This is a genomic window from Bosea sp. NBC_00550 (genome assembly GCF_026020075.1).
Classification (GTDB): domain Bacteria; phylum Pseudomonadota; class Alphaproteobacteria; order Rhizobiales; family Beijerinckiaceae; genus Allobosea.
The window spans coordinates 2,857,882-2,872,264 of sequence record NZ_CP102772.1 but is presented as its reverse complement, the minus strand read 5'-3'; the positions used below and the strand labels follow the sequence as shown (position 1 = coordinate 2,872,264).

17 protein-coding genes are annotated in these 14,383 nt (G+C 67.5%); 9 read left to right on the top strand and 8 right to left on the bottom strand.

All coding sequences use genetic code 11. From position 1 onward, the window contains the following. Window positions 1-3 precede the first annotated feature (3 nt). Entirely contained in the window at window positions 4-225 is a 222-nt protein-coding gene (locus NWE53_RS13820) for a hypothetical protein (protein ID WP_265049961.1), read from the bottom strand. Window positions 226-503: 278 nt separating this feature from the next. On the opposite strand from NWE53_RS13820, the gene NWE53_RS13815 reads away from it, so the two are divergent. The 5 genes from NWE53_RS13815 (at window position 504) to NWE53_RS13795 (ending at window position 4,783) form a co-directional block, all read left to right on the top strand. Then, complete coding sequence (locus tag NWE53_RS13815) at window positions 504-788, top strand: aa3-type cytochrome c oxidase subunit IV (RefSeq protein WP_265049960.1); 285 nt, start codon at window positions 504-506, stop codon at window positions 786-788. A gap of 36 nt (window positions 789-824) precedes the next feature. Next, on the top strand, window positions 825-1,964 hold the full coding sequence (locus NWE53_RS13810; RefSeq protein WP_265049959.1) for a Re/Si-specific NAD(P)(+) transhydrogenase subunit alpha: 1,140 nt from the start codon (window positions 825-827) through the stop codon (window positions 1,962-1,964). A 17-nt stretch (window positions 1,965-1,981) separates the two neighbouring features. After that, window positions 1,982-2,416, top strand: coding sequence for an NAD(P) transhydrogenase subunit alpha part 2 (locus tag NWE53_RS13805; protein WP_265049958.1), 435 nt, complete (start codon window positions 1,982-1,984; stop codon window positions 2,414-2,416). A gap of 3 nt (window positions 2,417-2,419) precedes the next feature. Beyond that, window positions 2,420-3,826 carry an NAD(P)(+) transhydrogenase (Re/Si-specific) subunit beta gene (locus tag NWE53_RS13800; protein ID WP_265049957.1) on the top strand — a complete coding sequence of 469 codons (1,407 nt, stop codon included), beginning with the start codon at window positions 2,420-2,422 and terminating at the stop codon, window positions 3,824-3,826. A 132-nt stretch (window positions 3,827-3,958) separates the two neighbouring features. Next, window positions 3,959-4,783 carry an alpha/beta hydrolase gene (locus NWE53_RS13795; protein ID WP_265049956.1) on the top strand — a complete coding sequence of 275 codons (825 nt, stop codon included), beginning with the start codon at window positions 3,959-3,961 and terminating at the stop codon, window positions 4,781-4,783. A gap of 21 nt (window positions 4,784-4,804) precedes the next feature. Here NWE53_RS13795 and NWE53_RS13790 read toward each other — a convergent pair whose 3' ends face one another. From NWE53_RS13790 to NWE53_RS13770, 5 genes are all read right to left on the bottom strand, one after another. Further along, window positions 4,805-5,656, bottom strand: coding sequence for a tetratricopeptide repeat protein (locus NWE53_RS13790; protein ID WP_265049955.1), 852 nt, complete (start codon window positions 5,654-5,656; stop codon window positions 4,805-4,807). 243 nt (window positions 5,657-5,899) lie between these two features. Further along, complete coding sequence (gene rpsU / locus NWE53_RS13785) at window positions 5,900-6,133, bottom strand: 30S ribosomal protein S21 (protein ID WP_038359685.1); 234 nt, start codon at window positions 6,131-6,133, stop codon at window positions 5,900-5,902. A gap of 269 nt (window positions 6,134-6,402) precedes the next feature. Continuing rightward, entirely contained in the window at window positions 6,403-7,503 is a 1,101-nt protein-coding gene (locus NWE53_RS13780) for a 5-(carboxyamino)imidazole ribonucleotide synthase (RefSeq protein WP_265049954.1), read from the bottom strand. After that, window positions 7,500-8,000, bottom strand: a complete 501-nt coding sequence (purE, locus tag NWE53_RS13775) for a 5-(carboxyamino)imidazole ribonucleotide mutase (RefSeq protein ID WP_265049953.1) — start codon at window positions 7,998-8,000, stop codon at window positions 7,500-7,502. Before purE ends, NWE53_RS13780 begins: the two co-directional genes overlap by 4 nt. A 102-nt stretch (window positions 8,001-8,102) precedes the next feature. Next, complete coding sequence (locus NWE53_RS13770) at window positions 8,103-8,321, bottom strand: YdcH family protein (protein WP_055728071.1); 219 nt, start codon at window positions 8,319-8,321, stop codon at window positions 8,103-8,105. A gap of 229 nt (window positions 8,322-8,550) precedes the next feature. Between NWE53_RS13770 and NWE53_RS13765 the strand changes: the two genes are divergently transcribed. The 3 genes from NWE53_RS13765 (at window position 8,551) to NWE53_RS13755 (ending at window position 9,704) form a co-directional block, all read left to right on the top strand. Next, on the top strand, window positions 8,551-8,739 hold the full coding sequence (locus tag NWE53_RS13765; RefSeq protein WP_265049952.1) for a YdcH family protein: 189 nt from the start codon (window positions 8,551-8,553) through the stop codon (window positions 8,737-8,739). Window positions 8,740-8,908: 169 nt separating this feature from the next. Continuing rightward, the gene (locus NWE53_RS13760; RefSeq protein ID WP_265049951.1) at window positions 8,909-9,169 is read left to right on the top strand and encodes a GlsB/YeaQ/YmgE family stress response membrane protein; all 261 of its coding nucleotides are present in this window, start codon (window positions 8,909-8,911) and stop codon (window positions 9,167-9,169) included. A gap of 37 nt (window positions 9,170-9,206) precedes the next feature. Continuing rightward, window positions 9,207-9,704, top strand: coding sequence for a YidB family protein (locus NWE53_RS13755; protein WP_265049950.1), 498 nt, complete (start codon window positions 9,207-9,209; stop codon window positions 9,702-9,704). Between the two features lie 19 nt (window positions 9,705-9,723). Here the strand turns inward: NWE53_RS13755 and NWE53_RS13750 are convergent, their stop codons facing one another. Together NWE53_RS13750 and NWE53_RS13745 are read right to left on the bottom strand one after the other, a co-directional pair. Beyond that, a complete protein-coding gene (locus NWE53_RS13750) occupies window positions 9,724-11,352 on the bottom strand; it encodes an acyl-CoA synthetase (RefSeq protein ID WP_265049949.1) in 1,629 nt (542 codons plus the stop codon). Window positions 11,353-11,451: 99 nt separating this feature from the next. Further along, window positions 11,452-12,216: a sulfite exporter TauE/SafE family protein gene (locus NWE53_RS13745; RefSeq protein WP_265049948.1), complete on the bottom strand. Its 765-nt coding sequence runs from the start codon at window positions 12,214-12,216 to the stop codon at window positions 11,452-11,454. 176 nt (window positions 12,217-12,392) lie between these two features. On the opposite strand from NWE53_RS13745, the gene NWE53_RS13740 reads away from it, so the two are divergent. Further along, window positions 12,393-14,327, top strand: a complete 1,935-nt coding sequence (locus NWE53_RS13740) for a propionyl-CoA synthetase (RefSeq protein ID WP_265049947.1) — start codon at window positions 12,393-12,395, stop codon at window positions 14,325-14,327. The last annotated feature ends 56 nt before the right edge of the window (window positions 14,328-14,383 follow it).

Here is a 14,383-nt window from a genome sequence, read left to right as displayed (position 1 = left end):
GGCTCAATCGCCCCCGCCGCAATCCCCTCCGCCGTCGCCGCCGAAACCGCCGCTTCCGCCATCGCCTCCGGTTGGACGGGCGTCGCTGCGCCAGGCGGCGATTTCCTCGTCGTCGCGCTTGGTCTGCTCGCGCGCTTCGGCAAACCAGCGCCTGGCTTTCTCCTGCAGGGCGGGATCGAGCGCGAAGGGATCATCGCCATCGGTATTCTTGCGCGGATCGTCCATGAAAACCGCCTCCACTCGATTGCAAGGATTTAACCGAATCTGGGAGGATCGTCCCGGCCTTTGCCGAAATGCCGTTAATGGCGGCCACGGGCGCGCGATGACATACCGTCAGGTTCCGTACGATTAAATCGATTGAAATGGCGAATGGCCGCCGGTATTGGATAGGTGCCGGGTTGGCGAGCGATGCATTTCGCCGGCACGCGGCGCTGCCGCGTTGCCCGTGCGTCGCGGGTGCGCTACAGGCGTAAAGAGACTGTGTCTTTTTCAGGATCGAGACCATGGCCGACCACGCCCAACATGCCGACATCCCCGCGATGGACTATAACGAGCATGAGCGGACCTATACGGGCTTCGTGCACTTCGCCGAGGTCGGCACCGTCGCCTGCCTCGCGATCGTCGCGGCGCTTGCGGTCGGCGGCACCAAGCATGCCTGGGGCACGGCGCTGATCGGCACGCTGCTCGCCGTGGTCGGCACGGGCGTCGGCATCGCCGCTCCCTCGATTTCCTGGCGTGCACCGCTCGTCGCGCTGGTGCTGATGCTGCTCGCGCTCCTGCTGCTCTGACCGTCTTCCCATAACGCCGGAAAGGCCTGCCCCACCATGCGCATTGCTGTCCCAGCCGAAACGCAAGGGGCGGAAACCCGCGTCGCCGCGACGCCGGAGACCGTCCGCAAGTTCAAGGGCCTCGGCGCCGAGGTCGTGATCCAGACGGGGGCCGGCATTGCTTCCGGCATCGTCGACGCGGAATACGAGGCGGCCGGCGCGACGATCGCGAAGACCGCGGCCAAGGCGCTCGCCGGCGCCGACATCGTGCTGAAGGTGTGCCGTCCGGGCGAGGGCGAGATCGCCGGCCTGCCTGCGGGCGCGCTCGTCATCGCCGTGATGGACCCCTATGGCAGCGAGGCGCAGGTCGAGGCGCTGGCCAAGGCCAATGTCGCCGCCTTCGCCATGGAATTCATGCCGCGCATCACCCGCGCGCAGGTGATGGACGTGCTGTCCTCGCAGGCCAATCTCGCCGGCTACCGCGCCGTGATCGACGGCGCCGCCGAATACGGCCGGGCGCTGCCGATGATGATGACGGCGGCGGGCACGGTGCCGGCCGCGCGCATCTTCATCATGGGCGTCGGCGTCGCCGGCCTGCAGGCGATCGCAACCGCGCGCCGCCTCGGCGCCATCGTGACGGCGACCGACGTGCGCCCCGCCACCAAGGAGCAGGTCGAATCGCTCGGCGCCAAGTTCCTCGCCGTCGAGGACGAGGAGTTCAAGCAGGCGCAGACGGCCGGCGGCTACGCCAAGGAAATGTCCAAGGAATACCAGGCGAAGCAGGCGGAATTGACCGCCAGCCACATCGCCAAGCAGGACATCGTCATCACCACCGCGCTGATCCCCGGCCGGCCCGCGCCGAAGCTGATTTCGACCGCGATGGTCGAGAGCATGAAGCCGGGCTCCGTGATCGTCGACCTCGCGGTCGAGCGCGGGGGCAATTGCGAGCTGGCGAAGCCCGGCGAGGTCGTCACGACCCCGAACGGCGTCAAGATCGTCGGCCATCTCAACGTGCCCGGCCGCCTGCCGGCGACCTCGTCCTCGCTCTACGCCAAGAACCTCTATGCCTTCGTCGAGACGCTGATCGACAAGGCCGAGAAGAAGCTCGCGGTGAACTGGGACGACGAGCTGGTGAAGGCCACCGCCCTGACGAAGGACGGCGCCGTCATCCATCCGAATTTCGCGCCGAAGGCCTGAGCGAAGGAATTCCGAACATGGCAAATCCGACCACCGAACAGGCTCTCGAACAGGCCCGCAACGCGGCCACGCTCGCCAGGCAGGCGGCCGAGCTCGCCGAGCGCTATGCCGACCAGGCCGCCGCCGCCGCCAGCATCGCCACCGGCGGCGTCGACCCGACGGTCTATCGCCTCGCGATCTTCGTGCTCGCCGTCTTCGTCGGCTACTACGTCGTCTGGTCGGTGACGCCGGCCCTTCACACGCCGCTGATGTCGGTCACCAATGCGATCTCCTCGGTCATCGTCGTCGGCGCGCTGCTCGCCGTCGGCGTCGAGACCCTGCCGGCGCTCGGCGACGGGCCGATCTGGGCCAAGGTCTTCGGCTTCCTGGCGCTGATCCTCGCCTCGGTGAACATCTTCGGCGGCTTCCTCGTCACCGAGCGCATGCTCGCGATGTACAAGAAGAAGGGCTGACGCATGGCCGCGAACCTCTCAGCCCTGCTCTACGTCGTTTCGGGCGTCCTGTTCATCATGGCCCTGCGGGGCCTGTCGCATCCGACGACCTCGCGGCAGGGCAACCGCTACGGCATGATCGGCATGGCGATCGCCATCGTCACGACCGTGCTGTTCTTCCCGCCCTCCGGCTTCTCCGGCTGGCTGCTGGTCATCCTCGGCATCGCCATCGGCGGCGGCATCGGCGCCTATATGGCCAAGCGCGTGCAGATGACGCAGATGCCGCAGCTCGTCGCCTTCTTCCACTCGCTCGTCGGCCTTGCCGCCGTGCTGGTGGCGGCGGCGGCGCTCTATGCGCCGGAGGCTTTCGGCATCGGCCATACCGGCTCGATCAAGGGCGCGAGCCTGTTCGAGATGGCGCTCGGCGTCGCCATCGGCGCGATCACCTTCACCGGCTCGATCATCGCCTTCCTCAAGCTCGACGGGCGCATGAGCGGCAAGCCGATCATGCTGCCGCAGCGCCACGGCATCAATATCGGGCTCGGCATCGCGCTCATCGTGCTGCTGGCGATCTTCATCAAGTCGGAGAGCCATGCGGTCTTCTGGCTGATCGTCGCGGTCTCGCTGGCGCTCGGCATCCTGCTGATCATCCCGATCGGCGGCGCAGACATGCCCGTCGTCGTCTCGATGCTCAACTCCTATTCGGGTTGGGCCGCCGCCGGCATCGGCTTCACGCTCGGGAACATGGCGCTGATCATCACCGGCGCGCTGGTCGGCTCGTCGGGCGCGATCCTGTCCTACATCATGTGCAAGGCGATGAACCGGAGCTTCATCTCCGTCATCCTCGGCGGCTTCGGCGGCGACGATGCCGCGGCGGGCGCTGGCGGTGCGGTCGAGGCTCGGCCCGTCAAGCAGGGCTCGGCGGATGATGCCGCCTACATCATGAAGAACGCCGGCAAGGTCATCATCGTGCCGGGCTACGGCATGGCGGTGGCCCAGGCGCAGCATACGCTGCGCGAGATGGCCGACCTGCTCAAGAAGGAAGGCGTCGAGGTCAAATACGCCATCCATCCGGTGGCGGGCCGCATGCCCGGCCACATGAACGTGCTGCTGGCCGAGGCCAACGTGCCCTATGACGAGGTCTTCGAGCTCGAGGACATCAACTCGGAATTCGGCCAGGCCGACGTCGCCTTCGTCATCGGCGCCAACGACGTCACCAACCCGGCGGCCAAGACCGACAAGGCATCGCCGATCTACGGCATGCCGATCCTCGACGTCGAGAAGGCCAAGACCGTGCTCTTCATCAAGCGCGGCATGGCGGCCGGCTATGCCGGCGTCGAGAACGAGCTGTTCTTCCGGCCCAACACGATGATGCTGTTCGGCGACGCCAAGAAGGTCACCGACGACATCGTCAAGGCGATGGCTCACTAAACACGCCAGCCGTCATCGGATTGCTGCAAAGGGCCGGCTTGATCGCCGGCCCTTTCGCTTTCCGGGCATGCCCCCGCATGATTCTGCGCCTTCTGAAGCTGCTGCGTCTTTGGCGTCGCCGGCTATCTGGCCATGCTCGGCATGCTCTATCTGCGCCAGCGCGAGTTGATGTATCCGCGCGATCCGGCCAAGGCCGATATCGCGACCGCAGGCCTCGTCGCGGCTGAGGAGGCGAGCATCGCGACCGCCGATGGCGAGCGGCTCGTCGCCTGGGTCGTGCCGCCGCGCGCCGACAAGCCCGTCCTGCTCTATTTCCATGGCAATGCCGGCAATCTCGGGCGGGCAGGCCGGGCGGGGCGGTTCCGCGCGCTGACGGAAGACGGGACGGGTCTCTTCGCCGTGAGCTATCGCGGCTATGGCGGTTCCACCGGCAGCCCGAGCGAGGAGGGGCTGCTACAGGATGCCCGCGCCGCCTATGGCGCCGCTGCCGAGCGCTTCGGCACCGGGCGGCTGGTCGGCCACGGAGAATCGCTCGGGACCGGCGTGGTGCTGAAGCTGGCGGCGGAGGTGCCGCTGCGGGCGGTGGTGCTGGAAGCACCCTATCTCTCGACCGTCTCCGTCGCGCAGGCCATCTACCCTTACGTGCCGGTGGGGCTGCTGATGAAGGACAAGTTCCGCTCGGACGAGATCATCGGGCGGGTCAAGGTGCCGCTGCTCGTGATGCATGGCGAGCGCGACCAGCTCATCCCCTTCGCCCAGGGGCAGGCGCTTTATGAGCTGGCCAACGCGCCCAAGCGCTTCCTGCGCTTTCCGGCCGGCCGGCACGAGGATCTGCCTCGATACGGCTCGGTCGCCGAGGTGCGGCGTTTCCTCGCGGATGTCGCCAAGGGAGGCCCGGCCGGAGCCGAAACCCGCACGGTAGGCGGGCCGGCCGCCAAGGCCGGCGCGTCGCCCTGAAGAAGCCCGAAGAGTGGCTCCTCAGCTTCGGAAGAAGCCGCCGCCGCCGCCCATCCGTGAGGCGCCGGCCCGCGCCTGCGCGTTGTTGCCGTCGAGGCCAAGCGCACGCTGATAGGCTTCGGAGGCCTCGGTCTTCTTGCCGAGCTTCTCGAAGGCGAAGCCGCGGCCGGCCCAGGCGTCGGCGTTGCGGTTGTCGACATTGAGCGCGGCAGTGAAATCCTCGAGCGCGGCGTCGTACTTGCCGAGCGCGTTCAGGCTCTGGCCGCGCGCGATATAGGGCGGGGCGGTGTAGGGATTGCGGTCGATCACCGAATCGAAATCGGTGACGGCATGCTGGTGCTGGCCTTCCTTCTGGTAGACCAGCCCGCGGGCATGGAAGGCCTCGGCCGCTTCCGGGTTGAGGCGGATCGCCGTGTTGAGGTCGGCGATGGCCTGCTGGCTGTTGCCCTGCTGGCGCAGCAGGTTGGCGCGGGCGACATAGGCCGGCGCATAATTGGCATTGGCCGTGGTGGCGCGGTTGAAATCGGCCAGCGCGGCGTCGGTGCGGCCGCTCTGGCGCAGCGCGAGACCGCGATTCGTGTAGGCCGAAGCCAGGTTAGGGTCGATCTGGACCGCCTTGGTGAAGTCCGAAATCGCGTCCGAGAAGCGGCCGACCCGGGCATAGGCCGCCCCGCGGGTGTTGTAGGCGCCGGGGTCGTTCTGGTTACGGTTGATGACCTCGGTCAACGAGCCGATGTTGACGTTGGCATCGGCGGTGTCGCGTGTGTCGAGCTCGGCGACGGCGGGCTGCGAGGATAAATTCGAGACGGTGTCGCACCCTGCGAGCGCGACCGCCATGCCGGCTGCTGCCAGCCAATACCTGCCTCGGATCATGCTCTGCCTCTTTTGGTTCAGTGCTTCGCCTGCCGCTTGCCCCCTTGCGGGAGGCTGATCCGGCCCGAGGGCCGGCCGCGGCGTCTCTGCGCTCCCCAACCGACAGCGCCTCACGGGAAAGAACGACTCAAACCCGCCAAAACTTGGTTAACGCCGCCGAAAAGCAAGAGCGCCCGGAGCGGGCTCCAGGCGCAGATGGCTATCGGCCCTTTCCAAGGCGGCCCGAAGGCCGTCCGGAATGGATCAGGGGCGCTTCGGCTTGACCGGCGCAGGCAGGAGGCCTTCGCGCTGCAGCTTCTTGCGAACCAGCTTGCGGGCGCGGCGGACGGCCTCGGCCTTCTCGCGCGCCTTCTTCTCGGACGGCTTCTCGTAGTGGCCGCGGAGCTTCATCTCGCGGAAGATACCTTCGCGCTGCATCTTTTTCTTGAGAGCGCGGAGAGCCTGGTCGACATTGTTGTCGCGAACGAGAACCTGCACGTGAAACGTCCGTCCTTAGCGGGTTGAGTCAATAATCAGCGCCGACGATGGCGCAGGGCACATCGCTCGAAGGTTCGTGCGGATACCAGAATTCATTTCGCCTGTCCACGGCATGGAGCGGTGAAAATGGCGGTTTTTACTAGGGCTTTCCGTGGTTCCGATTTCTCGGGCGGAGCGAAGTGCAGACCCGAGAATCTCCGGCAGGACAAGGCCTGGGAGCCTCTTCCGGCACCAGATGCACGGGGCAAGCCCGAGCATGACGGCGATGCTTATTCCGGCATGACCCGCGTGACATGGCCCATCTTGCGGCCGGGGCGGGCGTCGCGCTTGCCGTAGAGGTGGAGATGGGCGCCGGACTCGGCCAGGATCTCGCGCCACCGCAGCGCGGCGTCGCCGATCAGGTTTTCCATCTCGATCCGGCCGCGCCGGGTGGTGGCACCGAGCGGGAAGCCGCAGACGGAGCGGACATGCTGGTGGAACTGCGAGGTCAGCGCGCCCTCGCTGGTCCAATGCCCGGAATTGTGGACGCGCGGGGCGATCTCGTTGACGACGATGCGCTCGCCCTTGCCGACCTGCGCTTCCAGCACGAACAGCTCGACGGTGAAGACGCCGACATAGCCCAGCGCCTCGCCGATGCGGCGTGCGGCCTCGATCGCCGCATCGGAGGCCGGGGCGGAGAGATTCGCGGGCACATGGGTGAAGGCGAGGATGTGGTCGCGATGCTCGTTCTCGCAGACGTCGAAGGCGGCGAAGGCGCCGTCGATGCCGCGGGCGGCGACGACCGAAACCTCGCGGACGAAGGGCACGAAGCCTTCGAGGATCGCGGGGAAGCGGCCGATCGCCTCATGCGCCTCGGCGAGATCGCTGCCGGGCGCGATCTTGACCTGTCCCTTGCCGTCATAGCCGAAGCGCCGGGTCTTCAGCACCGAAGGGCGGCCGAGCTCGGCGACGGCGACTTCGAGGTCGGCGAGCGAATCGACCGCGCGGAAGGGCGCCACGGGCAGGCCGAGCCCGGCGACGAAGCTCTTCTCGCTGAAACGGTCCTGCGTCACCGCGAGCGCGCGTGCGCCGGGATGCAGCGGGGCACGCCCGGCGAGGAAGGCCGCGGTCGCGGCCGGGACGTTCTCGAATTCATAGGTCACGACATCGACGGCACCCGCGAAGGCGGCGAGCGCGGCCTCGTCCTCGTAGTCGGCGATGGTGTGACGGGCGGCGACGTCGAAGGCCGGGCTGTCGGCTTCGGGCGCGAAGACATGGCAGCGGATGCCGAGATCGGCCGCCGCCAGCGCGATCATGCGGGCGAGCTGGCCGCCGCCGAGGATGCCGAGCACGGCGCCCGGCGCAAGGCCGGTGGGGACGGGCGGGCTCATGCCTCGTCCCGGTTGGGCCGCTCGGCGATGCCTGCGCTCTGGCGGGCGCGATAGGCGTCCAGCCGCTCCGCCAGGCCCGCATCCGAAAGGGCGAGCACGGCTGCGGCGAGCAGGGCCGCGTTGACGGCGCCGGCCCGGCCGATGGCGAGCGTGCCGACCGGGATGCCGGCCGGCATCTGCACGATGGAGAGCAGGCTGTCCTGCCCCGACAGGGCCTTGGATTCGACGGGCACGCCGAAGACCGGCAGCGGCGTCAGCGATGCCGCCATGCCCGGCAGATGCGCGGCGCCGCCGGCGCCGGCGATCACCACCTTGAAGCCCTCGGCCCTGGCGCCCTTGGCGAAGGCGAACAGGCGCTCCGGCGTGCGATGGGCCGAGACGATGCGGGCGTCATAGGGGATGGCGAGCGCGTCGAGCGTCTCGGCGGCGTGGCGCATCGTCGCCCAGTCGGACTGGCTGCCCATGATGATGGCGACGGGTGTGCTGGTCTCGGCCATGAGATGCGCTCGGGCTCCGCTTACGGAAGCGCGCGATCTAGACCGTCCAGGGCCCGTGAAGCAAGGGCGAATCGGGCACAGCGCCGCCGGAAAGGCGCAGCGTCACGCGATGATGTCGGGAGTCAGCGCATCCTCGATCTGGGCGATGCGGTCCTTCAGGTAGAGCTTGCGCTTCTTCAGCCGCTGCACCTGGATCTGGTTGATCGAGCCGACCCGCTCCAGCGCATCGATGGCACTGTCGAGATCGCGATGTTCCTCCCGCAGCCGCGCCAGCTCCGCGGTGAAGGTCTCGACCTCTTCAGGGCTGAGCTCGAATCCCATGGCCATCTCATCATCGCCGTTATTGGGCGTGACTATGCCTTTCCCGCTGCGCGCCCCGCAAGGGCATCCGCCGTCGCGCAAGGGCCGGAAGGTCGTCCTATTCACGACTTTCCGGGAATGAGCCGGAGAGGATCAAAGAAACTCATGAATGCCGTGTGACATCACAGGGCAGACGCGAAGCCGGCTCTATGCCAGATTGAGACGTCAACCGCTGATCAGGAGGATCCAGATGTCGTTGCAAACCCGTCTTGCGGAACTCGAGCGCAAGCATCGCCAGCTCGAAGATACGATCGCCCAGGCTATGGCGAGCCCGTCATCGAGCGATCTCAGCGTGGCCGAGTTGAAGCGGAAGAAATTGCAACTGAAGGATGAGATCGAACGCGTAAGGCAGACGATGCCATCGCGAACCTTGCATTGAAGCGAAGCGGGCGCTCAACCCGTTACTGATTCGAGATGCGGACGAGCCGGCCCCGAAAGGGGCCGGTTTTTTATTGTCCGCGCCGATGGGCAGATGCCGTCGGGGCCGAACGGAACTTTGTCGCATGGCCGTGGGTTGATGTGCCGCGCTTCAGCAAGGGAGGGATAGCATGGGCATTATCTGGACCATCATCATCGGCTTCGTCGCCGGTGTCGTCGCGAAGTTCATCATGCCGGGCTCGAACGAGCCGTCCGGCTTCATCCTGACGACGATCCTGGGCATCATCGGGGCCTTCGTCGCGACCTATCTCGGCCAGTCACTCGGTTGGTACGCTCCCGGTCAGGGGGCGGGGCTGATCGGCGCCGTCGTCGGTGCCATTGTCGTGCTGGTCGTCTGGGCGGCCATTTCCGGCCGCAATCGCACTGTCTGATCCAGGTATCCTTTGCACGAGAGAAGGAGTGATCGCCGTGAGTGACGACAACAGCAGCAGCGGTTTTCCGTCGCTGACAGCCCTGCTCGGGCTTCTCGCCGTCGCGGGTTACCAGAACCGCGACAAGATCTCCGAGTGGCTCGGCAGCCGGGGCCAGCCGGAGCCGGGACAGATTCCTGCGCCCCAGCCGGGACAGGCGCAGTCTGTGCCTCAGGAGGGTGGCGGCCTGCTCGGCAGCCTCGGCGGATTGCTGGGGGCGGGCGGCGTCGGCGCCGTGCTGAACAACGGCCTCGGCGAGCTCGTCGACCGCTTCAACCAGTCGGGGCAGGGCGAGAAGGCCGATTCCTGGGTGCGGCAGGGCCCGAACGAGGAGGTCGCGCCGACCGATCTGGAGCAGGCGCTCGGGCCGCAGGTCATCGATGCGATCGCCCGTCAGACCGGGTTGTCGCGCGAGGATCTGCTGGCGCGGCTGTCGAAGGTGCTGCCCGAGGCGGTGGACAACTACACGCCGGACGGACGCCTGAACCGCGCCTGACGGCGAACGGCGCGGGCTCTCACAGCGCCCGCGCCATCTCCCGCAGCCGGAATTTCTGGATTTTGCCGGTCGAGGTCTTCGGCACCTCGGCGAAGACGACCGTCCTCGGGCATTTGAACGAGGCGAGGTGCTGCTTGCACCAGGCGATGATCTCCGCCTCGGTCGCCGCCTTGCCCGGCTTCAGCTCGATGAAGGCACAGGGCGTCTCGCCCCATTTCTCGTCGGGCCGCGCCACCACCGCGGCAACCTGAACGGCGGGATGCTTGTAGAGCGCATCCTCGACCTCGATCGACGAGATGTTCTCGCCTCCGGAGATGATGATGTCCTTGGAGCGGTCCTTGAGCTGAATGTAGCCGTCGGGATAGCGCACGCCGAGATCGCCAGTGTGGAACCAGCCCCCAGCGAACGCGGCCTGCGTGGACTTAGGGTTGCCGAGATAGCCCTTCATCACGACATTGCCGCGCATCATGACTTCGCCGAGCGTCTGCCCGTCGCGCGGCACGGGTTGCATCGTCTCCGGGTCGAGCACGTCGAGCCCTTCCAGCGCCGGGTAGCGCACGCCCTGGCGGGCCTTCTTGGTCGCCTGCTCGGCAGGGGAAAGCGCGTTCCAGTCATCGTTCCAGTCGTTGACGACGGAGGGGCCGTAGCACTCGGTGAGGCCGTAGAGATGCGTCACCTCGAAGCCGGCCTGCTTCATGCCGGCGAGCACGGCCTCGGGCGGCGGGGCGGCGGCGGTGAAGAAGGCCACCGTCTGGGGGAAGTCGCGGCGCTCCTCGGCGGAGGCGTTGAGCAGCGCGGACATCAGGATCGGCGCGCCGCAGAGATGCGTGACGCCATGGTCGGCGAGCGCGTCGTACATCGCCTTGGCCCGGACCTGCCGCAGGCAGACATGGGTGCCGGCAACGATCGAGATCGTCCAGGGGAAGCACCAGCCATTGCAGTGGAACATCGGCAGCGTCCAGAGATAGACGGGATGCCGGCCCATATTGCCGGTGATGACGTTGGAGGTCGCCAGCAGATTGGCGCCGCGATGGTGATAGACCACGCCCTTGGGATCGCCGGTCGTGCCGGAGGTGTAGTTCAGCGCGATGGCGTCCCACTCGTCCGATGGCATCTGCCAGTCGAAATCGGGATCGCCGCCGGCGATGAAATCCTCGTATTCGATGCTCCCCAGCCGCTCGCCGGGGCCGTCATAGACCGGGTCGTCATAGTCGATGACGAGCGGCTTCGCCTTGCACAGGGAAAGGGCCTCCCTGATCGTCTTCGAGAACTCGCGGTCGGTGATCAGCACCTTGGCGCCGCCATGGTCGAGCGAGAAGGCGATGATCGCGGCATCGAGCCGGGTGTTCAGCGTGTTCAGCACCGCGCCGGCCATCGGCGCGCCGTAATGGCATTCGAGCATGGCCGGCGTGTTCGGCAGCATCGCCGCCACGGTGTCGTTCTTGCCGATGCCAGCCTTGGCCAGGGCCGAGGCGAGGCGGCGGGAACGCGCATAGAACTCGGCATAGGAGCGGCGCAGCGGCCCGTGGATGATTGCCGTGCGATCCGGGAAGACGGCGGCGGCGCGTTCGAGGAAGGTCAGCGGCGTCAGCGGCTGGAAATTCGCCGGGTTGCGGTCGAGATCGGTGTCGTAGGCCGAAGGGGTCATCGCAAAACCTTCCACGCAGGCGCGGACAGCCTTAGCGGCTGCTGCGCCTTCGCGTAATCCATCCCTTTTTCCGATGCGGCGCAATCGCGCGGCTGCGCCTCAGCCGAGCAGATGCAGGCCGCGCACGCCGTCGAAGACGAGCTTCGCGCCGACGAGCAGCAGCAGCCAGTAGATGATCCCGTAGAAGCGCTCGGCCGGCACACGCCGGACCAGCCAGACGCCGGCGAAGGTCGCGGCCACGGCGAAAGGCAGCAGCGCGGCGGAGGCCATGAGGTTCTGGCTGCTGAACTGGCCGAGGGCGAGATAGGGGATGATCTTAACCAGATTCATCGCGGCGAAGAAGATCGCGCCGGTGCCGACGAAGATGGCCGGGGGCAGGCGCTGCGGCATCACATAGATCTGGAAGGGCGGGCCGCCGGCATGGGCGACCATGCTGGTGAAGCCGCAGAGAAAGCCCCAGAGGCTGCCCGGCCCCCAGCTGGCGCGCTGGACCGCGGGCGGCCTCTTGCCGTCGCCCAGCATGCGGCGCAGCGCGAAGCCGATCGAAATCAGCCCGACGGCGAGGACGACGGCCGCATCCGAGACCTTCGCCGCCAACAGGTAGCCGGCGAGCACGCCCAGCAGCGCGCCGGGCGCCAGCGTCGCCAGGTTGCGGCGGTCGAATTCGCGCCGGTACGACCAGACTGAGACGACATCCTGCGCGATCAGCAGCGGCAGCATGATCGCCGCCGCCGTCACCGGCGAGACGACCAGGGCCATCAGCGGCAGGGAGAGCAGGCCGATCCCGGAAAATCCACCCTTCGCCAATCCCGTCAGGATGACGGCCGGCACCATGGCGGCGAAGAAGACGAGGTCGAAGGGCATGGAGCGACGGCGGGGCGCAGGGCCGAGAGATGCGGAACGGGATGGGCGAAAGTCGTAAGCACACGAAGCTTGCGCTGGCCAAGGGGAGTGCGCAGTCTTCCGCGCAAAATCGGCCCCGCCAACGCCGGCTCGCTGCGGGGCTTTAGGATGAAATCCGGCGCAGAGGAACGCTTCCGATGAATGGCTCCCATGCGGCGCCCGCCCGGCCCGCCGAAGGCTATTACGAAACCTATGCCCGCTGGCAGGCCGATCCGGGCGCCTATTGGCTCGAGATCGCCGAGGGCATCGACTGGATCAAGCCGCCCGCTAGGGCTTTCGATCCGGAAGCCGGTATCTATGGCCGCTGGTTCCCGGATGCGACCTGCAACACCTGCTTCAACGCGCTCGACCGTCACGTCCGCGACGGGCGCGGCGAGCAGGTCGCGCTGATCCATGACAGCCCGGTCACGGGGACGAAGGCGAGCTACACCTACGCCCAGATGCTGGAGGAGGTCGCGACGCTTGCGGCCGTGCTGCAGGATCTCGGTGTCGGCAAGGGCGATCGCGTCATCATCTACATGCCGATGGTGCCGGAAGCCGCCTTCGCCATGCTGGCCTGCGCGCGCATCGGCGCGGTGCATTCGGTGGTGTTCGGCGGCTTCGCCGCCAAGGAGCTGGCGACGCGCATCGACGATGCCGAGCCCAAGGTGATCCTGACCGCGACCTGCGGTGTCGAGCCGACGCGCGTGGTCGAATACAAGCCGCTGCTCGACGGCGCGATCGCGATGGCCACGCACAAGCCCGAGACCTGCGTCGTGCTGCAGCGGCCGCAGGCGGACGCCTCGATGCATGCCACGCGCGACAGGAACTGGCGCACGCTGGTCGCAGCCGCCAAGGCGGCAGGGCGCAGGGCCGACTGCGTCGAGGTCGCCGCCACCGACCCGCTTTACATCCTCTACACCTCCGGCACGACCGGCCGTCCGAAGGGCGTGGTGCGCGACAATGGCGGGCACATGGTCGTGCTCAAGGCGACTATGGACCAGCTTTTCGACGTCGGGCCGGGCGAGGTGATGTTCTGCGCCTCCGATGTCGGTTGGGTCGTCGGCCACGGCTACATCGTCTATGCGCCGCTGCTCCAGGCCGCGACCAGCGTGCTCTACGAGGGCAAGCCGGTCGGCACGCCCGATCCCGGCGCCTTCTGGCGGGTGATCGCCGAGCATGGCGTCAAGGTGCTGTTCACGGCGCCGACCGCCTTCCGCGCCATCCGCAAGGAGGACCCGGAGGGCAGGCATCTCGCCGGCCACGACCTCTCGCGTTTCAGGGCGCTGTTCCTCGCGGGCGAGCGGGCCGATCCCGAGACGCTGAAATGGGCCGAGGCACTGTTGAAGGTGCCGGTGATCGACCATTGGTGGCAGACGGAGAGCGGGTCGCCGATCGTCGGCGACCCGATGGGGCTCGGCCTGCTGCCGATCAAGCACGGCTCGCCGACCGTACCGCTGCCGGGCTGGGACGTGCAGTGCCTCGATGAGGGCGGGCGGCAGGTCGAGCCGGGCAAGATGGGCGCGATCGTGCTCAAGCTGCCGTTGCCGCCCGGCGCGCTGCCGACGCTCTGGAACGATGACGAGCGCTTCAGGGACGCGTATCTCACGACCTATCCGGGCTACTACAACACCTCGGATGCCGGCTTCATCGACGCGGACGGCTATGTCTTCATCATGGGCCGCACCGACGACATCATCAATGTCGCCGGCCATCGCCTCTCGACCGGCGGGATGGAGGAGGTGCTGGCGGCGCATCCGGCGGTGGCGGAATGCGCGGTCGTCGGCATCCGCGACGCGCTCAAGGGCGAGCAGCCCTGCGGCTTCGTCGTGCTCAAGGCAGGCGCGACCGAGACGCCCGAGCAGGTCGAGCGCGAGCTGGTCGCACTGGTGCGCGAGCGGATTGGTCCGGTCGCGGCGTTCAAGCTGGCGCTGACGGTCAACCGGCTGCCGAAGACGCGCTCCGGCAAAATCCTGCGGGCGACGATGAAGAAGATCGCGGATGGCGAGGATTATGCCGTGCCGGCGACGATCGAGGACCCCGCAGTACTGGGCGAGATCGGTACGGCGCTGAAGGGCAGGGGGATCGGGTAGGCCCCGATCATGCCGTCATTCTCGGGCGAAGCGACGCTTCGACCCGAGAATCTCAT

Coding starts and splice junctions, on each gene's coding strand:
- NWE53_RS13820 (WP_265049961.1), bottom strand. CDS start 225: ATGGACGATCCGCGCAAGAATACCGATGGCGATGATCCCTTCGCGCTC.
- NWE53_RS13815 (WP_265049960.1), top strand. CDS start 504: ATGGCCGACCACGCCCAACATGCCGACATCCCCGCGATGGACTATAAC.
- NWE53_RS13810 (WP_265049959.1), top strand. CDS start 825: ATGCGCATTGCTGTCCCAGCCGAAACGCAAGGGGCGGAAACCCGCGTC.
- NWE53_RS13805 (WP_265049958.1), top strand. CDS start 1,982: ATGGCAAATCCGACCACCGAACAGGCTCTCGAACAGGCCCGCAACGCG.
- NWE53_RS13800 (WP_265049957.1), top strand. CDS start 2,420: ATGGCCGCGAACCTCTCAGCCCTGCTCTACGTCGTTTCGGGCGTCCTG.
- NWE53_RS13795 (WP_265049956.1), top strand. CDS start 3,959: ATGCTCGGCATGCTCTATCTGCGCCAGCGCGAGTTGATGTATCCGCGC.
- NWE53_RS13790 (WP_265049955.1), bottom strand. CDS start 5,656: ATGATCCGAGGCAGGTATTGGCTGGCAGCAGCCGGCATGGCGGTCGCG.
- NWE53_RS13780 (WP_265049954.1), bottom strand. CDS start 7,503: ATGAGCCCGCCCGTCCCCACCGGCCTTGCGCCGGGCGCCGTGCTCGGC.
- purE (WP_265049953.1), bottom strand. CDS start 8,000: ATGGCCGAGACCAGCACACCCGTCGCCATCATCATGGGCAGCCAGTCC.
- NWE53_RS13770 (WP_055728071.1), bottom strand. CDS start 8,321: ATGGGATTCGAGCTCAGCCCTGAAGAGGTCGAGACCTTCACCGCGGAG.
- NWE53_RS13765 (WP_265049952.1), top strand. CDS start 8,551: ATGTCGTTGCAAACCCGTCTTGCGGAACTCGAGCGCAAGCATCGCCAG.
- NWE53_RS13760 (WP_265049951.1), top strand. CDS start 8,909: ATGGGCATTATCTGGACCATCATCATCGGCTTCGTCGCCGGTGTCGTC.
- NWE53_RS13750 (WP_265049949.1), bottom strand. CDS start 11,352: ATGACCCCTTCGGCCTACGACACCGATCTCGACCGCAACCCGGCGAAT.
- NWE53_RS13745 (WP_265049948.1), bottom strand. CDS start 12,216: ATGCCCTTCGACCTCGTCTTCTTCGCCGCCATGGTGCCGGCCGTCATC.
- NWE53_RS13740 (WP_265049947.1), top strand. CDS start 12,393: ATGAATGGCTCCCATGCGGCGCCCGCCCGGCCCGCCGAAGGCTATTAC.